Origin of the sequence: Pseudarthrobacter sp. P1, assembly GCF_050156935.1 — a bacterium.
In the GTDB taxonomy this organism is placed as follows: domain Bacteria; phylum Actinomycetota; class Actinomycetes; order Actinomycetales; family Micrococcaceae; genus Specibacter.
The window spans coordinates 1-18,140 of the sequence record NZ_CP189585.1 but is presented as its reverse complement, the minus strand read 5'-3'; the positions used below and the strand labels follow the sequence as shown (position 1 = coordinate 18,140).

Below are 18,140 nucleotides of genomic sequence, written 5' to 3'. Positions count from 1 at the left end.
ACGCCGTTATTTCCGTGTCTTGAAGGAGCACCTTTTCGATGCATCAGCCTACCAAGGTCTTCCCGTCCCTCCCGGTCACTTTCACCGGCCAGTCGCTGGTCTCCCATGCCGGGGGACGGATCCTGACCTCATTCATCGACGCCCTCGGGTTCCGGGACCTGTGCGAGGACCGGCTCGGGCAGTTCGTCCCCGCGATGGCCTCACACCGGCCCGGGAGGCTGCTCGGGTCGCTGGCGGTGATGCTCGCCGCCGGCGGCGAGCACGCCTCGGACCTGGACATCCTGCGCGCCCAGCCCGGCGTGTTCGGCAACGTGCCCTCGAACGCAACAGTCTCCCGGTTCTTCGAACGCACCGTGAAGAACCCGGACGTCTTCGATTACGGCTTTTCGACCCTGGCCAAGGAACTGCGGACCCGGGCATGGGAAGCCGCAGGAGACCGCAGCCCGGCGGTGAAGGCGACGGCCGCGGACCCGCTGCTCATCGACCTCGACGCCACCTTGGTGACCTCGCACTCGGACAAGGAACAGGCCACCGGAAACTACAAGGGCGGGTTCGGATTCGCCCCGTTCACCGCCAGCCTCGATTACGGTGCCGGCAGCGGCACCGGGGAGGAACTCGCGGTACTGTTGCGTCACGGCGGGGCCACGGCGAACAACGCCGAGGACCACATCCGCATCTTCGAGGCCGCCATCGCCGTCCTGCCCGACTCCCTCTACGGTGGGACCGGGGAACTGGACGGGGAGAAGATCCTGGTCCGCACCGACAGCGCCGGCGCGTCCCGGAAGTTCCTCTGGTACCTGCATTCGCGGGGCGTGCAGTTCTCCGCCTCGTACCCGGTGCCGGTCGGCAAGGCCCACATGATCGACTGGATCAACGACAAGAAATACTGGCAACCGGCCCTGGACCAGGACGGGGTCGAACGCGATGACGCCTGGGTCATCAACGCCACGCAGGTGATCCCGCTCGATGACTACCCGCCGGGGACGAAGATCTTCCTGCGCGCCGAACCGCTGCACCCCGGCGCGACACCGACCCTGCTCGACATCGACGGTCACCGTGTGACAGCGTTTCTGACGAACTCCCCGCGCTGGCACGGACCTTTTCTGGATGCCCGGCACCGGGCCCGCGGCCGGGCCGAGAACCGCATCAAAACCCTAAAGAACACCGGGCTCGGAAAGCTCCCCTTCTTCGATTTCGCTGCCAACCAGGCCTGGGCCAACCTCGCGGTCCTGGCCGCGAACCTGGTCTCCTGGCTCCAGCTCACCGCCCTGCCCGACGGCCACAAAGCACGGGGCTGGGACATCAAACGCTGGCGCTACCGGCTCTTCGCCACCGCCGGGAAAATCATCACCCGCGCCCGCCGGAACCACCTGCTGCTGCCCGCCGCCGCGCCGGAGCAACCCCTGATCAGCGCCCTGCTCGAAGCCATTGAACGGATCGCCGCAGCCGCGAACCGCCCCGCGGTCCTCCTGCGGGCCTGACACCGCAACCCCCCGTCAACCAACGAGCAGGAAAGAAGAACACCAACGGGAACAGTGGAAGCCCGCGCACAGCCCGGCGCCCCCGGGTCCATCAGCCACACCCGAAATCCGATTCAGCCCGCCGGGACGGCAAAACCCGCACCCAACGCCCCGACCGCCGTCCGATGAAAAATCCGGGCTAGGACTGTGCTGAACAATTTGGGTGGTTTAAGGCGCGCCTGCTGGACTTCGGGTCCTGGTCCTTAAGACTGGATGCATGCAAGGAATTGAAGAGGCCCAGCGCGGGTATTTGGATGTGGAGGCGCTGGCCGGGGAGCTGTTGGCCCCGGGGAGTGCCTACGCGTTTCTGGCCGGGCACCGCTCGGAGCTTTTCCCGGACTCGATGATGGAGGACCTGTTTCCCTCCACCCGGGGCAGGCCCTCGATCCCGGCCGCGGTCATCGGCACCGTCCTGGTCCTGCAGGCCCTGGAGGGTCTCTCGGACCGGGCCGCCGCCGAAGCCTTGACCTTTGACCTGCGGTGGAAGGCCGCCTGCGGGTACGGGCTGACCGAGACCGCGTTCCATCCCACGGCGCTGGTGCATTGGCGCAACCGCCTGCGCGGCAGCAGCAACCCGCACCGCATCACCGAAGCCGTCGCCCAGGTCATCACCGCGACCGGTGTCCTCACCGGCCGGCACCGCCGGGCGGTGGATTCGACCGTGTTCGCCGATGCGGTGGCCCGGCAGGACACCATCACCCAGCTGATTGCCGTGATCCGCCGTTTCGGCAGGGCCATGGAGCACGGGGCCACGCTCATGGCGGTCCATGCCACCTCCTACGATTACTCGCACGTGGGCAAGCCGGACATCGCCTGGGACGACAAGGAAGCGAAGGACGCCCTGGTCTCGGGGCTGGTCACCGACGCCCTGGCCCTGCTTGGCGCGGTGGATCCCGACACCCTGGAAGAAGACTCGCCGCAGGCGCAGGCCTACGTGCTGCTGGCGTTGGTTTCGGGCCAGGACGTGGAGCCGGCCGAGGGTTCCGACGGCACCGACGGGCGGTGGCGGATCGCCCGGAAGGTCGCCCGGGACCGGATGGTCTCCATCGTGGATCCCGAGGCCAGGCACGCGCACAAGTCCCGCTCGGTGATGATGGACGGGTTCAAGGGACACATCATTGCCGAACCGGAAACCGGGCTCTACACCAGCGCCGTGATGACCCGGGCCGCCGGCCCCGGTTCCAGCGACGCGGAGGCCGGAATCGGGCTGGCCGCCGCCGATCCGACCATGAAGGATACGGAGGTTGACTACCAAATGCTTGGCGATTCGGCCTACGGCTCCGGGCCCATGCTCGAACACCTCGACGGGGCCGGGCACCAGGGGCTGGTCAAGCCCAGGCCGCTGCGCCCGGCAGTGCCCGGCGGCTACGACCTGGACGACTTCACCCACGACGAAGCAAAGAACACGCTCACCTGCCCCAAAGGTGAGGTGCGCACCATCAGCGCCAGAGGCAACGTGAACTTCGGCACCGCCTGCAAGGCCTGCCCGCTGCGGGAGAAATGCACCACGGCCAAGGGCGGGCGCAAGGTCGTCATCACCGTCCACCACGCCCGCCAGCGCGCCCACCGGGCCGCCGCCCTCGAGCCCGGGTTCCGGCACGACTACCGGGCCCACCGGCCCCTGGTGGAACGGTCCATCGGCTGGCTGGTCGCCGGAGGCAACCGGGCCCTGAGATACCGGGGAGTTGAAAAGAACAACGCCTGGCTGCAGGTCCGCACCGCCGCGCTGAACCTCCGGCGACTCCTGAAACTGGGCCTCACCCGCCACAACGGGGCCTGGGCCCTGGGATAAGACCCGGAAAGGGCCCCCACCCCGGTCCTGGGCCAAATCCCAGCCGCGGGGAGCCACGAACGGAGGTACAAGGCCCGCAAAAATCACGAACCAGATCTCCGGCGATCAGAAAGGAGACCCCCAGCGGGCCGCCAAAGGCCCCGGAAAGGTGCGACAGCCAAACCCGCGGCCCCGAATTGCCCCTTGTTCAGCGCCCTCCTAGGGCGTGTCTCCCAATGCGGCGCTCCAGATGACGACGGCGTGCAGGACGGCCGCTGAGCGGTAGGTGAGGGCCAGTTTGTCGTAGCGGGTGGCCAGGGACCGCCATTGCTTGAGGGTGTTGAAGCTGCGCTCGACCACATTGCGCCGTTTGTAGGCGTCCCTGTCGTATCTGACGGGGCGTCCCCCGGCGGAGCCCTTGCGTTTCCGGTTGGCCTTCTGGTCGTCCTTTTCCGGGATAACGCACTCGATGCCCCGCCCGCGCAGGTACGCCCGGATTGCTTTGGAGGAATAGGCCTTGTCGGCCATGGCCCGGTCCGGGCGGGTGCGGGCCCGGCCGGGACCGGGCCTTTCTACCTTCAGGGCCTCCATGAGGTTCTCAAACATCGGCGAGTCCCCGCCCTGGCCCGGCCCCAGCAGCAGGACCAGGGGACGCATGTTGCCATCCACCAGGGCGTGGATCTTGGTGGTCAGCCCGCCGCGGGACCGGCCGATGGCATGGTCCTCAGGCTCGTCGAGCAGATTCCTGTAATTCGACAGGTCCCCCTGTGTGGCGGGGCAGGTTCGTGCCGTGCTGGTGGGCACGGTTGACCGTGGAGTCGATCGAGACCTCCCAGTTGATCAGCCCGGCCGTGTCCGCGCGGGTCAGCAACGCCGCCAGGACCTTGTCCCAGGTCCCGTTGGCGGCGTTGCGGCGGTGGTGCTTCCACACGGTCTTCCACGACCCGAAATAGGCAGGGAGATCACGCCATGGGATCCCTGCCCGGTAGCGGTAGATGATGCCCTCGGTCATCAGCCGGTGGTCGTTGAAGGGTCGGCCCGGTTTCCCCGACGAATCGGGCATCAACGGGGCAATGGACTCCCACTGGGCATCGGACAACACGGAATAGCGAGAAGGCACCCATCAATCATGCCAAACCGCAAAACCACTGATTAGGAGACACACCCTAGGACACTGGACCTCCCGGCGAGGCGGAAATTGACGCCACGACTGGCCGTCGCGAAGCCTTCGTGCCAAGTGGTTGTGAACGGTCCCGTCTTGTCAGGTCGTGTCAGGCGCGGCGTCGCACAACGGCACCATAGATGCCCAAAACAACGAGCGATCCTACGATCGCGACAAGCCACGTTTGCAGGCTCCACAAGTTCTCAAGCCCGACGCCGAAGATCGCTCCTCCGATCCATCCTCCGAGCAAGGCGCCCACGACGCCCAGGAGCATGGTGATAACGATGCCGCCGCTTTGACGGCCTGGGAGGATGGCTTTCGCGATCGCACCAACGATCAGTCCCAGCACCAGGAACGCAATGAAACTCATGAACTAACTCCTTCTTGGGTCGACTTCTCAGGTCGAGTGAGGACGGGCCCAAGGCACCGTCCAGGTGGTATCCGCCGGGATCAGCGGTCTATGACGTCCTTCGCGGCGTCCTTGACATGCTCGCCAGCCTGCTTGATGCCGGCCTTGGCCTGGTCCGCTTTGCCCTCCGCCTCAAGGCCCCGATCATCCGTGGCAGCGCCAACGTTCTCCTTGGCGTTGCCCTTGAGTTCTTCGGCCTTGTTCTCAAACTTGTCTGCGATACCCATTGCTATCTCCTTCAGAGAACGAAAAGCACGGAGGGCCGACAGGCCCTTCCTCTTCGGTCTGTTTCACGGGCTGCGCGGCAGGGGCGCCTCGAGCCTCACCCTTACAATTCCCCCAACCGGGGCATCCAAACATCTAGGACCGTGCAAGCCCGGTTTTTCGTAACTATTCAGGGGGCGTGTGGCGTGTTGACGCGGTTTAGGCGTCCGCCGGGTGGATTCTGAAGAGGTTCGCAGGCAGGTAGGCACCTTCCCTGGTTGGCTGGTTCACATGTCCGATTCATCCGCTGTTCCCACGGTCGGGTCGTTGCTGGCCCGGCTGGAAGAATCCGACGCGCTGATCACGGCCCTGAAAACCGGGGTCGGCTCCCTGCGCTCGAGGGTCGCCACCCTCGAAGGCCGCCTGAAAAAGAACTCGCAGAACTCCTCCAAACCACCGAGCACCGACGCGTTCACCAAACCGCCGCCACGGTCCCTGCGCCGGCCCTCGGGCCGTTCCCCGGGCAAGCAGTCCGGGGATCCGGGGATGCGCCCGGAACCGGTCGATACCGCCGATGTGGTGCCGATCCACGAACCGGACCGCTGCGGGCGCTGCGGGCTGGATGTTTCCCAGGGACCGGTGACCGGAGAGCGGTTCCGGCAGGTCTTCGACCTGCCCGCGATCCGGCTGCACATCACCGAGCACCGGGCACGCACCCGCCAATGCTCCTGCGGGCACCAGTGCGAAGCGCCCTTCCCGGCCGAGGCCACCGCCACCACCTGCTACGGGCCAAGGATCCAGGGGCTGGGCGCCTAGATGAGTAATTCCAAGGGGTGTCGGGAGGTCGCCACGTCTTGACGCATGATGCGAGGGTGCCCAGAATCGGCGTTATCCATCCAACGTCGAACTTGGAGGCTCACGTGGACGCCGATCTGGACACCCTTGCAACGGCATTCTCTGCCGCCACCGACGACCTGTTGAAGGCCCATCCGGAACGGATTCCCTACCGTCCCCGGATCGGCATCAGCCCGAAGATCACCGATGCCGAACTCATGACGCTGGCGCTGATGCAGGCCCTGCTCGGCTACACCTCCGAGGCGAGGTGGCTGCGGTACGCACACGCGTCCCTGCGCCCGATGTTCCCGTACCTGCCGGGCCAATCCGGGTACAACAAGCGCCTGCGCCGCCTGGTCCCGGCCATGAACTGGCTCATCGGCGTCATCGCGGAGCGCAGCGACGTCTGCTGCGACGACGTGTGGGTGGTTGATTCGACCCCGGTCGAATGCGCCCGCTCCAAGGACACGGTCCGCCGCTCCGAGCTGGCGGGGTGGGCCGAATACGGGTACTGCCCCTCCCACACCCGCTGGTTTTGGGGCTGCGCCTGCACCTGGTCGCCACCCTCCACGGCCTCCCGGCCGGCTATGCCCTGACCGGGGCCACGGCCGATGAACGCCAAACATTCCTGGACATCCTCGCCGGCACCCCCGCCATGGCCCGGGTGCTGGCCGACGGGCACCGGCAGACGGTGATCGCGGACAGGAACTACTACGGCCGGGACTTCGAGGCCGTCCTGGAGGAGGCCGGGATCGAGCTCCTCCGCCCGGCCCGCAAGGGCGAAAAGCCCCGGCCCGGGGCCCGGTTCTTCAAACCCCTGCGCCAGGTCATCGAATCCATCAACGACACCCTCAAGGGCCAGCTCGATCTCGAACAACACGGCGGGCGCACCCCGGCCGGGGTCGCCGCACGCGTCATCCAGCGCCTGATGGCCATGACCGCGGCGATCTGGCACAACGACCGCACCGGGCAGGCCGTCCGCCGCTCACTGACCGCCTACGACCACTGACCCCTTGGAATTACTCATCTATCTGATGGGCCGGCACCACCTGCCGGTGGCCCGCACCGCCGAGCTGATGGCCGACGCCTTCGGTGCCCCGGTCTCCACCGGGTGGCTGGCCTCCCTGCAACCGCGGGCGAAGAAGCTGCTCGAACCGTTCCTGGAAGCGGCCAGGGCCCGGGTGCGCCACGCAGGGGTGGCGCACTTTGATGAGACCGGGGCCCGGGTTCAGGGGAAGCTGGCCTGGGTGCATGTGGCCTCCACCGGGGCGGTGACGCTCTTGCATCTGGCCCCGGCACGCAGCGGCGGGTCCATTGAAGCCGGCGGGATCCTGGGGCACGGCTTCAACGGGGTGGCGGTGCACGCCGGGCTTCCGGCCTACCGCCGCTACCCGGTCCGGCATGGGTTGTGCAACGCGCACCACCTCCGGGAACTGGCCGGGATCGCCGAGGCCGGCGGGCAGGACTGGCCGCTGCGGATGGCCGATTTGTTGGTGGAGATGCTCGTGGCCGTGGACGGGGCCAAAGCGGCAGGCAAGACCAGCCTGAACAAGTGGGTGCTGCGCGGATACCGGCGCCGGTACCGGCGCCTGATTGCCCGCGGGGTGGGACTGAATCCGCTCCCGCCACCGACCGGGAAGCGCGGCCGGCCCGCGATGGGCCCGGTGCGTTCCCTGCTCAAACGCCTGGACACCTACGAGGACGATGTCCTGCGCTTCGCCCACGACTTCACCGTCAGCTTCGATAACAACCACGCGGAGCGTGACGTCCGGATGGTCAAGCTGCAGCAGAAGGTCTCCGGATCCTGGCGGTCATGGGAGGGCGCCGAAGCGTTTCTGGCCGTGCGCTCCTACGTCGGAACCGCACGGAAACAGGGCAAAAACGCCGGTGGTGCCCTCAGGGACCTCTTCTGCGGGAACCCCTGGATCCCCGCCACCCCCTGAACAGTTACCTTCTGCAAGAAAAACGGTCTGGTCTTCCGCAATCCCACCAGCCGTATGAAGGTCGGCCAACACGAGTACGGCGTCATCCAACCGCTCCAGCCCGCCGACGTCGATCACGCCGTCGCGGCCGCACAGACCCCGGCAGCGCGCCTGGTGCTGGCCCTCGCTGCCGTGCATGCCGCCCGGGTTGGCGCCATCCTCGACATTCGCCTCGACGACATCGATCTGGGCAACCGCCGACTCATCATCGCCGGCCGCGCCCGACCCTTGGACGAGCTCACCCACCGTGTTCTCCTGGCCTGGCTTCACTACCGGCGCAACCGCTGGCCGAACACCGCCAACCCCTACCTGCTCATCAACCAGCAGACCGCACCGGAAACCGGTCCGCCCAGCCCCAAGTGGGCCAGCCGGATGCTGCAGGGCCACACCGCGACCCTCGAGCGGCTGCGCGTGGACCGCCAACTCGAGGAAGCCCTCATCCACGGCCCCGACCCGCTGCACCTCGAAGTCGTGTTCGGCTTGGACGAGAAGACCGCGATCCGCTACGCATCATCTGCCCGGCAACTGCTTCAAACCCACCTCGAGGCCAGCACCTCGGTTTGAGCGAACCCAAGGGTCCGACCCTGATCCTGCGCGGAACGAACCCTTGGGTTCCCGGCGATGAACCCTCAATTTGGCTGAACTCACGGGAGCCTGGGGGTCTGATACTGGTACTGGCCGTTATTCAAGTGGTCTGTATTCGTCGGTGTTTTGATGTCCGACCTTAGTGGGTTGGTCGTAGAGGGAACCTTGGACGGGCGGAGGGTGGACCGAGCTGAGCAACTGTGTTCCCAGCCACAATTGGGTGAAGGTAGTCCGCCTGTTGGAGGAGGACCTGCCCGGATCCCAGAAGTAGACGGCCAACCGGTGGTGGCCTATGGGGCTATGGAGACCACGCACCAGGCAAGGCTGAGGATTCCGAGAATCAGTGCCACGTAGTTCCACGTCGTGGTTACCGTTGCGACGGTTGTGGATGCACCGGCATGCCGGGACTTTTCCCAGGTGCCGACGACGGCGTCGCGACCGGTGCTGGTCGGACCGGTCTGGGTCATTCGTTCGTTTGAGGGGAACATCCCGTACGGACGGGTTTTTCCAGTCACGTACCTGTTCCATGCCGGCGCCGAAGGCGCTGGGCGGGGTGGGGCACCCCAGCTGACGTACCTCCTGGCGCCGGCCCGGATGGCCACGGTGTGGCGGATCTCGACGTCCGTGATCGCAGCGAACGGGATCCGGTGTGTGCGCAGCAGGTTGACCACATCGAAACCGGATTCGTGGACCACCAGGCAGGGCCGCCACTGTGTCGCATAGACCAACCAGGCCGCCAGTGCCAGCCACGGGACAACTGTCGCTTCCGCGGACCAGTTCCCCGACACCGCAAGCCACGCTGTGAGCGCGGCCGCGATTGCCCAGATCATGATTGCGACCGGTCGCGCGCTACCCGTGCGAAGAGTTCTGGACGCTGATGCGGTGGCCTGCCGATGTTCCCCCATGTGGCCATGATGCCATGAGGTGACCAGGGTGCCCCATCTTCCGATGATTCGCCTAATGGTTCATGTGCAACGAGACTAGGCAGCTTTTGTCCCGCCTCATTACAGGTGACCCAAATCGTAGAATTGTCCCTTTAGCTACGCTCCAAGCATTGGGTGGCGACCATGAACATTGTGTGCGCATGTCTGCACTGCGGCCCATGCCCGCAAGGGGATCCCTCAACGGACACTTTGGGGGCGGGTCTAGCACGCCAGGGCTGCCATGGTCCGTGGCCCAACAGGGAGAGGGACTTGGCAGCGGCGCGTAGGGTGCTGCGCGGGTAGTCGTGTCGAGCGTGCGTCGTGCCGGACGCGGACTAATCGCCGCCACGGAGTTCATAATGCACTTCATGGCGCTGAAAGCTGGGGAGCGAGGCCAGGACGATCAACCGTAAGCGGATCGCACGCGACCAGTTCAGCGCCCATCGGGCAACCTTGATCTAAGTTCGTCTGCATAGGAAGCGATGGCCTGACGCTGGTCGCGGGTGAATCTTCTGGCCTGCAGGTCGAGGACTGCCCGGCTGCGCACTTCTCCCACGCCCAACAGTTGACCCACGCGACGGATTGCTTCGTCCATGTCCTCTGAATCCTCAATCACCTGGAAGACCTCGTCCCGCCGATCCATCGCCTGCACCAGAGCCTCGTGGATCATCAATTGTTCCCTCGTCTGCCGCTCATCCTCATCCATGCCGCGATTCTTGCACGACCGGCAGTCTTGGGGCATTTCCGTCCAGTTTGGGGATCCCTCACCGTGCCGCGCGTGGACGGTAGCGTTGGACTATGTCTCTGCTCGTCCGTCCTTCGATTGCCCTGCATCCGGCGTGGCTAGAGGCACACGAGGAATGGGGCGAGGGCCTCCACGAGGATGGCTTCGGTCTGCTGGAGACCGACGACGTCCGATCGTCAGAAGGATTCCGCATGTTCGTCGATCGACTCCTCGCCAAGGAAGCGTCGCCTGGCTACGACGGCGGCACCTTTCGGTGGATCGTCGAGGACGGCGAAGTCCTCGGGGGAATCGCTCTGCGCCACAAATCCGCCCAGAACGTGGAGGTGCTGGGACACGTGGGCTACGGCCTCCGGCCATCTGCCAGAGGCCGCGGCCTCGCCGCTGCCGCGCTCCGGGAAATGCTGTGCCTGGCGAAGGCCCGCAGCATGAATCGAGTGCTGCTGACATGTTTTGTGGACAACATTCCCTCGGTGAGGACTATTGAACGTTGCGGAGGCGTTCTGGATCGAATCGTCACGACAGACCGGGGCGAAGTCGGACGCTACACGATCAGGTTCTCATAGCGTCCAGCGATCGCTGAGTGCGGCCGATTTAGTGGTTGCAGTCGTCGCCGGCCACGAGCCGAACCACTGTTGGGCGCCATACTCCTCGAAGCGGTCCGCCTCGGTGAACCCGAGCTTCGCCGCGACGCGCACTGATTGGTCGTTGGCGCTCTGAGAACAGAGAGAGGACTACCGGTTCGCCGGGGAGGGCGCTGGCGAACCATTGGAGTGCCGCGGCACACGCTTCGGTGGCATATCCGCGTCCCCACGCGTGCGGCAGGAACATATAGCCAAGCTCGGCCTCACCGGCCTCCGGACGGACGTGGCCCGGGCGCTCGGCGTCGCGCCGGTCCAACGTGACCATGCCGATCATCGTTCCATCCAGTTCGACCACGAAGAACCCGGCACGTCGTCCGGGCGTCTCCGGCACCGTGCGTTCGAGTTCCTCGCGTGGCTGAGCGCCGCCTACGTAGGTGCCCACGTCCGGGGAACTGAACAGCTCGATGAGACCCGCACGGTCCCTGGCCTCGGACTCGCGGAGCACGAGGCGCCCGGTCTTGATGGGGCGTGGCGGCCACGCGACTGGTCCCAGATGTGCCATGCGCCTCATGCTAACCGGGCAGAGAAATCGCCGCGCTCCCGACGCAATCACAGTCCGGGTATGTCCAACGCTCGCAGCTTCCAGATCAAACTCGGGACGACTCTCCCTATTGAGGGCGCCCGTAAGCCGGTCCTCCGCCGGACACGCCCGCTTCTGACCTGCATCATTGCGAACTCGGGCCTGTGGATCGCAGCGCTAGGTGGCTCTGGCACGAATTTCGTGAATCGGGGACTGGTGTCCGCGGTCCGGCGCCAGTATCGGCTGTGCGCCCGCCGCGACAACACCCCGCAGTTCGGCCACGGGAACGCGATGCTCGCGCAGGTCCGGGCCAAGACCCAAGCCGTTCCGTCCATACGGCGCACCTGCTTCATCAGCGCCTTGTTCGGGTGCGGGAACACCGCCCGCAGCTACGATCCGTCACCATTCACGAAATTCGTGCCAGAACCCGCTAAGTGGCGCGGAATTCGCAGGGGTATTCGGCGGTCTGTCTTCTCATCTGGAGACTGCCAGCAATGTGCGGCTAGTCCGGTACCGGGGTCCAGGGGCCGCGGTTCGAGGCCCGACGCCAGGTTTGCCGGGGCCCGCCGGTTTCGCGTGCGGCGTCTGTGAGCCAGAGCGTGCTGTCCGGGTCCCAGCCGGCGATGACCGTTGCCGTGTTCGTATCCACCGGCAAGGCCCGGGTTGCGCCGTTGAGATACCCCAAGACCGTTAGATGCACCGCATCCCACTCGTCTGCCACGCGTTCCCAATCCGGGATCACCCACCGGCCCTGGTATCCGGTGGCCCGGAACCAGTCGTGCCGCCGAGAAGCAGTGACCTCCAGCGGGAACCGCCAGCACAACGAAGACCAGTCCTCCGCCGTACGGATTTCAAGGATCCGGCCTGCTCCGCCCACCGGAACCGTGACCGCCTGCTCCCAGCCCAGGGAATCCTCCACCAGACCCAACCCGGCCGGAAGGTGCCCGACGGTGCGGAGCATCCCGTGCGGGAGCGACCACCACGATCCGGAGACGTTCGCGCGCAAATCGTCCGGGAGCTCGCGCACCGCCCGGGCTTCTTCGGCGCGTTCCGTGCGGCCCCACTGCCTCAGCGTGCGACCGGGATCCTGCGGCCATGGCGCCGGACCCTGCCCCGGGTCCCAGTCGATGGCCCACTGCTCCACCCGGCGGGACTGCCCCCACCACTGGATGTCAGGGAATGCCATCAGCTGTTCAGCAACCGGAGACAGAGCCGCGGTGATAGCCGGCAGACCGGCAAGCACATCCTCACCATCGGGCCCCTGCCAATACCGTGCAGTATCAACCGACCGTTCAAGAGACCCATGCACCAGCCCGCTGTCGAGGCCGGTGAAGTCCAGGGAAGCGAGTCTTCCCGCCAGCTCCTCCAGCGACGGAGCAGGGACCGGCGCCGCGGTCTCACCGGACGATCCCAGGGTCAGCAGGACCCTTGAGGTCCCCGCCCCGCTGTCCATCTCGTACCCCAGCCAGAACACCAAGGTGCTGACTTCCGGATCCAGCGCCATCGCCAGCTCAAGACACACACGACGCCCCCGAGGTCCTTCCAGAAGTACATCCCCATGTGGCGTCATCAGATCATCCTCGCACCACCGAACGCCGACAGACAGGCCATCAGACCTGGGGAGGCGGGACCCCGGCATGAGGGCCAGGTGCGTCTTGGAAATCTAAAGCTTTCCAAGGCACTCGGACGGCGCGAAAACGGCCGAACAAAAGTGGCGACTTTCCGGCACTCACTTTGTCTCGTAAACATGTCTTGCCGAAATTCGTCTCTCCTCGGTCTCTTCTAGCGGTTTTTGAGGCAGAATAGGCTTGTGAGACATCTCGGGTACACACGGGTCAGCACCAAGAGCCAAGACGCGCAGCTTCAGGTCGATGCGCTCGTCAAAGCAGGCGTCCAAGAGCGCGACATTTTCGCCGATGTCACTTCTGGCAGCCGGACCGCGATTTCGCGCCCGGGGATGAAGAAGCTCCTCGAGTACGCCAAGCCTGGCGATACCGTCGTCGTGTGGAGGGTCGATCGGCTCGGGCGGTCCCTTATCGACGTGTTGAACACGGTGAAGCTGCTTCGGGAGCGGGAAGTGCAGGTGAAGAGCATCTCGGACGGCATCGACCCATCGACGACGTCGGGCCGTCTGATGCTGAACATGCTCGCCACGCTTGCCGAATACGAACGCGAGCTGATCACTGAAAGAGTGAACGCTGGAATTACGGCCGCCCGAAAAGGCGGCACCCGGTTCGGCCGTCCCTTGTCAGATCCCGTCGTCGTCGCCGACAAGCTTAAGCTTGTCTCCGAAGCCAGGGCCAAGGGTCGGACCGCGGAGGACGCGGCGAAGCTCGTAGGGTGAGAGTCGCGCGACGTTGTATCGCCACCAGCAGGCCCTCGCGGCGCGCGAGAGCACGACAGTGTAGGTGTCCAGTGGACGCGATCGAGCGATGGCGTGTTCTTCGGCTGCATGTCGAAGACCAGATCCCGATCGCTGTCCTGGCGAGGGAGACCGGTATTTCGGCCCGAACGTTGCACCGGTGGCACCAGCTCTACCGCAAGGGCGGCGACGCCGCCCTTGATCCTCGTCCCCGCGCCGACAAAGGTGTCCGGCGAACAGCCCCCGGGACGGTGGCGTTCATCGAGCGGTTGGCACTGACCCGGCCGCGCCCAGCTCTTGCAACATTGCACCGCCTCGCCGTCGCCGACGCGCAGCAACGCGAGCTCCCGACGCCAAGCTACGCGGCCATTCGGCAGATCGTTCGCGCCCTCGATCCGGCCCTGGTCACTCTCGCCCTCGAAGGGCCGGTGTCGTATCGGGACAAACACGAGCTCGTGTTCCGTCGCCGCGCCGAACGACCCAACCAGACGTGGCAGTCCGACCACACCGAACTCGACATCCTCATCGTCGGTGCCAACGGGAAACCTGACCGACCCTGGCTGACCACCGTCATGGACGACTACTCCCGCTCCATCTGCGGGTACATGGTCTTCACCGGCGCCCCGTCAGCCCTGAACACGGCCCTCGCGTTGCGACAGGCGATCTGGCGCAAGACCGACCCTGCCTGGGCGATGTGCGGGATCCCCGACATCCTGCACGTGGACCACGGCTCCGACTTCATCAGCCACCACCTCGAGCGCACCGCAATCGCCCTGCACATCAGGATCATCCACTCCACCGTTGGCCGGCCCCAGGGCCGCGGGAAGGTCGAGCGGTTCTTCGGCACAGTAAACACCGAACTCCTCAGCATCCTCCCCGGGCACCTCGGACCCGGTGCGCGCTCACCCGCCCCTGTGCTTGATCTGCCAGGCCTTGATCGAGCGGTCCGCGACTTTATCGCCACCTACAACGACCGGCCCCACAGCGAGTTGGGGATGTCGCCGCGGGACGCGTGGGTCGCTGACGGTTGGCTGCCCCGGATGCCGGAGAGTCTTGAGGAACTCGACGGGCTGCTCCTGACTGTTCCCAAGAACCGGGTCGTGCAACGTGACGGCATTCACTTCCAAGGCCAGCGCTATCTCTCTCCAACTCTCGCTTCGTTCGTCGGGCACACCATCACCATCCGGTACGACCCTCGCGATATCTCCGAGATCCGCGTCTACGACCGGGATGCCTTTGTCTGCACCGCTATCGACGAGGCCCACCCGAACCTTCGCCTCAGTCTTCGGGACATCGAAACGGCACGCCGTGCCCGACGCAAGCAACTGCGCCGAGTCATCAACGATCGGATTCCGATGGTCGTCACCCGCGATGAAGCTCGCACCCCGGAACCGACAAAGCGGCGGCCAAAGCTTCGCACCTACGAAGAGGACGAGTGATGAATCAAGCATTCATCGTCACCAAGGAACACCGACGCTTCACCGAGTTCGCGAATGCCGTCCGGAAGGAAAAGACCATCGGGATCTGCCACGGCGCGGCTGGCGTTGGGAAAACGAATTCCGCCCGCCGCTACGCCAACTGGGATGCCCTTGAGCCCTACATCAACGAGTGGGGGCCGAGGGGAGATCACGACGCGAAGCACTACGCCCTCGCGAACCGATCCCGCACCGTCTTCTACACACCCGAAGTCCTCTGCCGACCCAAAGAACTCATGCACGACATCGAGCATTGGCAGTACAAAGTCGGGATCTGCGCCGACGAACACCTTAGCTCCCTCATGCCTGAGGCGAAGACGGTCAGGCGCAAGGATGTCACTCGGCTCGTTGAGCTCCTCATCGTCGATGAAGCCGAACGCCTCACTCCTACCGCCCTCGAACTCCTCCGAGACCAGCACGACCGCACTCATCTGGCAATGATCCTTATCGGCATGCCCGGCATAGACGAACGATTCCGCCACTACCCACAGCTCTACAGCCGACTCGGGTTCTCACACCGTTACCGCGCCCTCGGGCGAGAAGAGATCCTGTTCGTCCTAGACCGCCACTGGAAACGCCTTGGTAAAACCCTCGACCCAGAGGACTTCACCGACGCCCAAGCCATCGCCGCCATCGAAAGAATCACGCGCGGCAACTTTCGACTCCTCGAACGGCTCTTCCCCCAGATCAACCGGGTACTGAAGATCAACCAGCTCGACACCATCACCGACGACGTCGTTGAAGCTGCAGCAAGCATCCTGGTCATCGGCAATTAGCGACACCGAGCGATCACAGAACAACGCCACGGAGCCATCAAATCCACAATCTGGAAATTTTGAGTGCCGCTTGCGCCGTTGGAGGACCGGCTAACGGGCGCGGCTCGACAGCCGAAACCTGTCCCTTCGTCGTGGCATTGAGTTGTTCGTTGCCGCGTGCGGCAAGATGGCAGGATGCCTCTTGCCAATCTGCTCACTAGCCTCAGGGCACTTCCTGAATCAGGACCGCGAGACGAGTATCTGCGGTTCCTGAACTTAGCGGGGAACGCCGCGTTGCGTCGAGATGGCGGCCCGGAGCATGTCACGGGGTCCTGCTTCGTGTTTTCGCCTGCATTCGATCGTGTTCTCCTGTGTTTCCATCGCAAGGGGCAGTTCTGGGTGCAGTTCGGCGGTCACTTCGAGTCGAAGGACGCATCGGTGGCGGAAGCCGCACAGAGGGAGGCCCGCGAGGAGTCCGGAATTGGCGACCTTGTCCTACTTTCTCCCGCGATCGTGGATCTTGACCGGCACGATCTGCATGCGGGATTCTCATGTACCGCTCATTGGGATGTGGGGTTCGCTGCGGCCATCACCCCAGATGTCGAGATCTCCGTGAGTGATGAAAGCGAGGACGTCCGCTGGTTCCCGATCAACGAATTGCCAACTCAAGTGCCGGCAGGCTTCTGCGCGCGCTTGGAACGCGTCCGGCGCACGGCGATGTCACTGATTGGGACACGGATCGGCTAATGAACGGCAGTGGCTCTATGGGAGCCGACAAACCCGAGCTGCAGGTAGAACCGGTGGGGGGCGAAACTGCAACGCGGGTTCCGTCGCGACGAGTTTGGTGGCGTCCGGAAATGGATCCCTCACCGGACATCTCTCACTCGTCCTTCTCAGCCTCCGCATGACTCTGCAATGAGGGGGTCGGCCCGCCCGTCTGCTCCGGCACGTCGCTTCGGGCTTGACCGTCCTGAACGAAAGTAATCCTAATTTGGCTCCCCGACTCAAGGACCGACCCTGCGTACGGATCTTGGGAGGTCACCCAGAACACCCCCGGCCACGTACGCGAACGGAGCCCCGGCCCGTCAGGGTCCCCGGCTGCGAGACCAAACCCAATGTTCGCCGCCATCTCTTGTGCAATATGCACAGGCTGCCCAACAAGATTGGGAACAGTCAGCATCTGACGTTCAACCATCTCGGCATCTCCTTTGAGCCTGAACAGCAAGACCGGTGAACCCGAACCTTTTGCCCACCAGAATACTGCCGTTGACCGGTGCGGCGCCGGGTAGAGGGTTCTCAATCGGGCGTGCGGTTGGCCCTCCCAGTACTGCAGTTAGACTAAATTGACGCTTACGAAATGGGGAAACTGTGAGTATGTCAACCGCTAAGGCACCGCTGGCCACCGGCCGAATTAACAAGCTAGCTATTGCAGCCGTGGTGCTGGCAGCCATCGCCGCTTCGGGTATTTGGTTCTTCGGCGTCGGGGTTCTTGCCGTTTTTGCTGTGGGAGCCGGACATGTCTCGTTGAATCAGATCAAGCTGAAAAATGAAAAGGGTCGCACTCTGGCGATAGTTGCCCTCGTTCTCGGCTATGGACTTGCAACTTGGGCACTGTTCAACACCCTGTCGTATATCCCAGCTGCACTCCAGCAGACGGCCGCCTAGACTCGGCGCGCCTAGCGCCCGGTAGAGGATCCCCAACGGGACACCTCTGGGGCGTCGCTAACGGGGAAGCTGTGCTCGTTAACCGGTGCCTCCGCCGGAGTTCGTCCTACGGCGGAATCTGTACGCACGATTTCGTCGGTGCAATACTGCGTTGATGAACATCCTCGAGTGGTGGCCTCTGGTCGATGCGGAAACACGCGACTGGCTCATTGAGCACAACGGCGAGCCGCTGCCGCCGAATGTAATCGCCGGCATCATGGCGGTTACGGGCGGCACGACCGATTCGGAGTGGTGGGCTGGCGAATCAGCAGACGGTCCCCAGCTTTCCGACGAGGCTGTGGATTGGATCGAGGCTGTCGCCAACGACGAGGAGCCGACTCGCGGGTGAAATCTTCTGCCGCGTCCCGCTGCGGGTTCCCTTCCGGGCAGGGTGGGGGTGCAGAGGACTTCGAACTCTCAGTGCGGTCGAGTTCGAAAACGACAGATCCACGGTGAGCCATCTTTCCAAGACACGGGGAGGCCCCGCACGACGTCGATTCCTTCGATCCTCCACGACACGACCTCCGTATCTCGAAAAACTGTTGTAT

Annotated in this window: 18 protein-coding genes and 3 pseudogenes; 13 read left to right on the top strand and 8 right to left on the bottom strand. The window is 64.8% G+C overall.

The window, feature by feature from the left end:
- The first annotated feature begins 38 nt into the window (after positions 1–38).
- Both ACQCSX_RS20945 and ACQCSX_RS20940 read left to right on the top strand, forming a co-directional pair.
- Positions 39–1,481 carry an IS1380 family transposase gene (locus ACQCSX_RS20945; RefSeq protein ID WP_427015697.1) on the top strand — a complete coding sequence of 481 codons (1,443 nt, stop codon included), beginning with the start codon at positions 39–41 and terminating at the stop codon, positions 1,479–1,481.
- A 256-nt stretch (positions 1,482–1,737) separates the two neighbouring features.
- Positions 1,738–3,312 carry an IS1182 family transposase gene (locus ACQCSX_RS20940; protein ID WP_427015623.1) on the top strand — a complete coding sequence of 525 codons (1,575 nt, stop codon included), beginning with the start codon at positions 1,738–1,740 and terminating at the stop codon, positions 3,310–3,312.
- Between the two features lie 198 nt (positions 3,313–3,510).
- Here the strand turns inward: ACQCSX_RS20940 and ACQCSX_RS20935 are convergent.
- The 3 genes from ACQCSX_RS20935 to ACQCSX_RS20925 all read right to left on the bottom strand — a co-directional run bounded on the left by ACQCSX_RS20935 (position 3,511) and on the right by ACQCSX_RS20925 (position 5,089).
- A protein-coding gene (locus ACQCSX_RS20935; protein ID WP_427019270.1) for an IS5 family transposase occupies positions 3,511–4,354 on the bottom strand; the annotation gives its coding sequence in 2 pieces (ribosomal slippage) (positions 3,511–4,017 and positions 4,019–4,354; 843 coding nt in all).
- Positions 4,355–4,562: 208 nt separating this feature from the next.
- Positions 4,563–4,823 (bottom strand): GlsB/YeaQ/YmgE family stress response membrane protein, encoded by a 261-nt coding sequence (locus ACQCSX_RS20930; RefSeq protein ID WP_427019210.1) that lies wholly within the window; start codon positions 4,821–4,823, stop codon positions 4,563–4,565.
- An 80-nt stretch (positions 4,824–4,903) separates the two neighbouring features.
- On the bottom strand, positions 4,904–5,089 hold the full coding sequence (locus ACQCSX_RS20925) for a CsbD family protein (protein ID WP_427019209.1): 186 nt from the start codon (positions 5,087–5,089) through the stop codon (positions 4,904–4,906).
- Positions 5,090–5,357: 268 nt separating this feature from the next.
- Here ACQCSX_RS20925 and ACQCSX_RS20920 point away from each other — a divergent pair, with 268 nt between their 5' ends.
- The 4 genes and pseudogenes from ACQCSX_RS20920 (at position 5,358) to ACQCSX_RS20905 (ending at position 8,446) form a co-directional block, all read left to right on the top strand.
- Complete coding sequence (locus ACQCSX_RS20920; RefSeq protein WP_427019208.1) at positions 5,358–5,882, top strand: DUF6444 domain-containing protein; 525 nt, start codon at positions 5,358–5,360, stop codon at positions 5,880–5,882.
- A gap of 104 nt (positions 5,883–5,986) precedes the next feature.
- Positions 5,987–6,909 (top strand): annotated as a pseudogene (locus ACQCSX_RS20915) (IS982 family transposase).
- Positions 6,910–6,913: 4 nt separating this feature from the next.
- The gene (gene tnpC, locus ACQCSX_RS20910) at positions 6,914–7,843 is read left to right on the top strand and encodes an IS66 family transposase (protein ID WP_427019207.1); all 930 of its coding nucleotides are present in this window, start codon (positions 6,914–6,916) and stop codon (positions 7,841–7,843) included.
- 54 nt (positions 7,844–7,897) lie between these two features.
- Positions 7,898–8,446 (top strand): hypothetical protein, encoded by a 549-nt coding sequence (locus tag ACQCSX_RS20905; RefSeq protein WP_427019206.1) that lies wholly within the window; start codon positions 7,898–7,900, stop codon positions 8,444–8,446.
- Between the two features lie 311 nt (positions 8,447–8,757).
- On the opposite strand, the gene ACQCSX_RS20900 is transcribed toward ACQCSX_RS20905, so the two are convergent.
- Both ACQCSX_RS20900 and ACQCSX_RS20895 read right to left on the bottom strand, forming a co-directional pair.
- Complete coding sequence (locus tag ACQCSX_RS20900) at positions 8,758–9,297, bottom strand: PH domain-containing protein (RefSeq protein WP_427019205.1); 540 nt, start codon at positions 9,295–9,297, stop codon at positions 8,758–8,760.
- Between the two features lie 526 nt (positions 9,298–9,823).
- On the bottom strand, positions 9,824–10,096 hold the full coding sequence (locus ACQCSX_RS20895; RefSeq protein ID WP_427019204.1) for a DNA gyrase subunit A: 273 nt from the start codon (positions 10,094–10,096) through the stop codon (positions 9,824–9,826).
- A gap of 92 nt (positions 10,097–10,188) precedes the next feature.
- Here ACQCSX_RS20895 and ACQCSX_RS20890 point away from each other — a divergent pair, with 92 nt between their 5' ends.
- On the top strand, positions 10,189–10,698 hold the full coding sequence (locus ACQCSX_RS20890; protein ID WP_427019203.1) for a GNAT family N-acetyltransferase: 510 nt from the start codon (positions 10,189–10,191) through the stop codon (positions 10,696–10,698).
- Here ACQCSX_RS20890 and ACQCSX_RS20885 read toward each other — a convergent pair.
- Both ACQCSX_RS20885 and ACQCSX_RS20880 read right to left on the bottom strand, forming a co-directional pair.
- Positions 10,693–11,278 (bottom strand): annotated as a pseudogene (locus tag ACQCSX_RS20885) (GNAT family N-acetyltransferase). The gene ACQCSX_RS20890 and the pseudogene ACQCSX_RS20885 overlap by 6 nt on opposite strands.
- Positions 11,279–11,798: 520 nt before the next feature.
- Positions 11,799–12,800, bottom strand: a complete 1,002-nt coding sequence (locus tag ACQCSX_RS20880) for a hypothetical protein (RefSeq protein WP_427019202.1) — start codon at positions 12,798–12,800, stop codon at positions 11,799–11,801.
- A 306-nt stretch (positions 12,801–13,106) separates the two neighbouring features.
- Here ACQCSX_RS20880 and ACQCSX_RS20875 point away from each other — a divergent pair.
- The 4 genes and pseudogenes from ACQCSX_RS20875 (at position 13,107) to ACQCSX_RS20860 (ending at position 16,635) form a co-directional block, all read left to right on the top strand.
- Positions 13,107–13,704: pseudogene (locus tag ACQCSX_RS20875) on the top strand (recombinase family protein).
- Positions 13,705–13,711: 7 nt separating this feature from the next.
- Complete coding sequence (locus tag ACQCSX_RS20870; RefSeq protein WP_427019201.1) at positions 13,712–15,097, top strand: Mu transposase C-terminal domain-containing protein; 1,386 nt, start codon at positions 13,712–13,714, stop codon at positions 15,095–15,097.
- Complete coding sequence (locus ACQCSX_RS20865) at positions 15,097–15,909, top strand: AAA family ATPase (RefSeq protein WP_427019200.1); 813 nt, start codon at positions 15,097–15,099, stop codon at positions 15,907–15,909. The genes ACQCSX_RS20870 and ACQCSX_RS20865 overlap by 1 nt, the downstream gene beginning before the upstream one ends.
- A 174-nt stretch (positions 15,910–16,083) precedes the next feature.
- The gene (locus ACQCSX_RS20860) at positions 16,084–16,635 is read left to right on the top strand and encodes an NUDIX hydrolase (protein WP_427019199.1); all 552 of its coding nucleotides are present in this window, start codon (positions 16,084–16,086) and stop codon (positions 16,633–16,635) included.
- A gap of 133 nt (positions 16,636–16,768) precedes the next feature.
- Here ACQCSX_RS20860 and ACQCSX_RS20855 read toward each other — a convergent pair whose 3' ends face one another.
- A complete protein-coding gene (locus tag ACQCSX_RS20855) occupies positions 16,769–17,068 on the bottom strand; it encodes a PASTA domain-containing protein (RefSeq protein WP_427019269.1) in 300 nt (99 codons plus the stop codon).
- Positions 17,069–17,262: 194 nt separating this feature from the next.
- On the opposite strand from ACQCSX_RS20855, the gene ACQCSX_RS20850 reads away from it, so the two are divergent.
- Entirely contained in the window at positions 17,263–17,553 is a 291-nt protein-coding gene (locus tag ACQCSX_RS20850; RefSeq protein WP_427019198.1) for a DUF4190 domain-containing protein, read from the top strand.
- Positions 17,554–17,707: 154 nt separating this feature from the next.
- Positions 17,708–17,941 (top strand): hypothetical protein, encoded by a 234-nt coding sequence (locus ACQCSX_RS20845; RefSeq protein ID WP_427019197.1) that lies wholly within the window; start codon positions 17,708–17,710, stop codon positions 17,939–17,941.
- Positions 17,942–18,140: the final 199 nt, after the last annotated feature.

Excerpts from the sequence above, each read along its gene's own strand:
- ACQCSX_RS20895 (WP_427019204.1), bottom strand. The coding sequence starts at position 10,096 with ATGGATGAGGATGAGCGGCAGACGAGGGAACAATTGATGATCCACGAG.
- ACQCSX_RS20945 (WP_427015697.1), top strand. The coding sequence starts at position 39 with ATGCATCAGCCTACCAAGGTCTTCCCGTCCCTCCCGGTCACTTTCACC.
- ACQCSX_RS20880 (WP_427019202.1), bottom strand. The coding sequence starts at position 12,800 with ATGGCGCTGGATCCGGAAGTCAGCACCTTGGTGTTCTGGCTGGGGTAC.
- ACQCSX_RS20930 (WP_427019210.1), bottom strand. The coding sequence starts at position 4,823 with ATGAGTTTCATTGCGTTCCTGGTGCTGGGACTGATCGTTGGTGCGATC.
- ACQCSX_RS20850 (WP_427019198.1), top strand. The coding sequence starts at position 17,263 with ATGTCAACCGCTAAGGCACCGCTGGCCACCGGCCGAATTAACAAGCTA.
- ACQCSX_RS20860 (WP_427019199.1), top strand. The coding sequence starts at position 16,084 with ATGCCTCTTGCCAATCTGCTCACTAGCCTCAGGGCACTTCCTGAATCA.
- ACQCSX_RS20925 (WP_427019209.1), bottom strand. The coding sequence starts at position 5,089 with ATGGGTATCGCAGACAAGTTTGAGAACAAGGCCGAAGAACTCAAGGGC.
- ACQCSX_RS20940 (WP_427015623.1), top strand. The coding sequence starts at position 1,738 with ATGCAAGGAATTGAAGAGGCCCAGCGCGGGTATTTGGATGTGGAGGCG.
- ACQCSX_RS20920 (WP_427019208.1), top strand. The coding sequence starts at position 5,358 with ATGTCCGATTCATCCGCTGTTCCCACGGTCGGGTCGTTGCTGGCCCGG.
- ACQCSX_RS20905 (WP_427019206.1), top strand. The coding sequence starts at position 7,898 with ATGAAGGTCGGCCAACACGAGTACGGCGTCATCCAACCGCTCCAGCCC.
- ACQCSX_RS20890 (WP_427019203.1), top strand. The coding sequence starts at position 10,189 with ATGTCTCTGCTCGTCCGTCCTTCGATTGCCCTGCATCCGGCGTGGCTA.
- ACQCSX_RS20845 (WP_427019197.1), top strand. The coding sequence starts at position 17,708 with ATGAACATCCTCGAGTGGTGGCCTCTGGTCGATGCGGAAACACGCGAC.
- ACQCSX_RS20900 (WP_427019205.1), bottom strand. The coding sequence starts at position 9,297 with ATGATCTGGGCAATCGCGGCCGCGCTCACAGCGTGGCTTGCGGTGTCG.
- ACQCSX_RS20855 (WP_427019269.1), bottom strand. The coding sequence starts at position 17,068 with ATGCTGACTGTTCCCAATCTTGTTGGGCAGCCTGTGCATATTGCACAA.
- ACQCSX_RS20865 (WP_427019200.1), top strand. The coding sequence starts at position 15,097 with ATGAATCAAGCATTCATCGTCACCAAGGAACACCGACGCTTCACCGAG.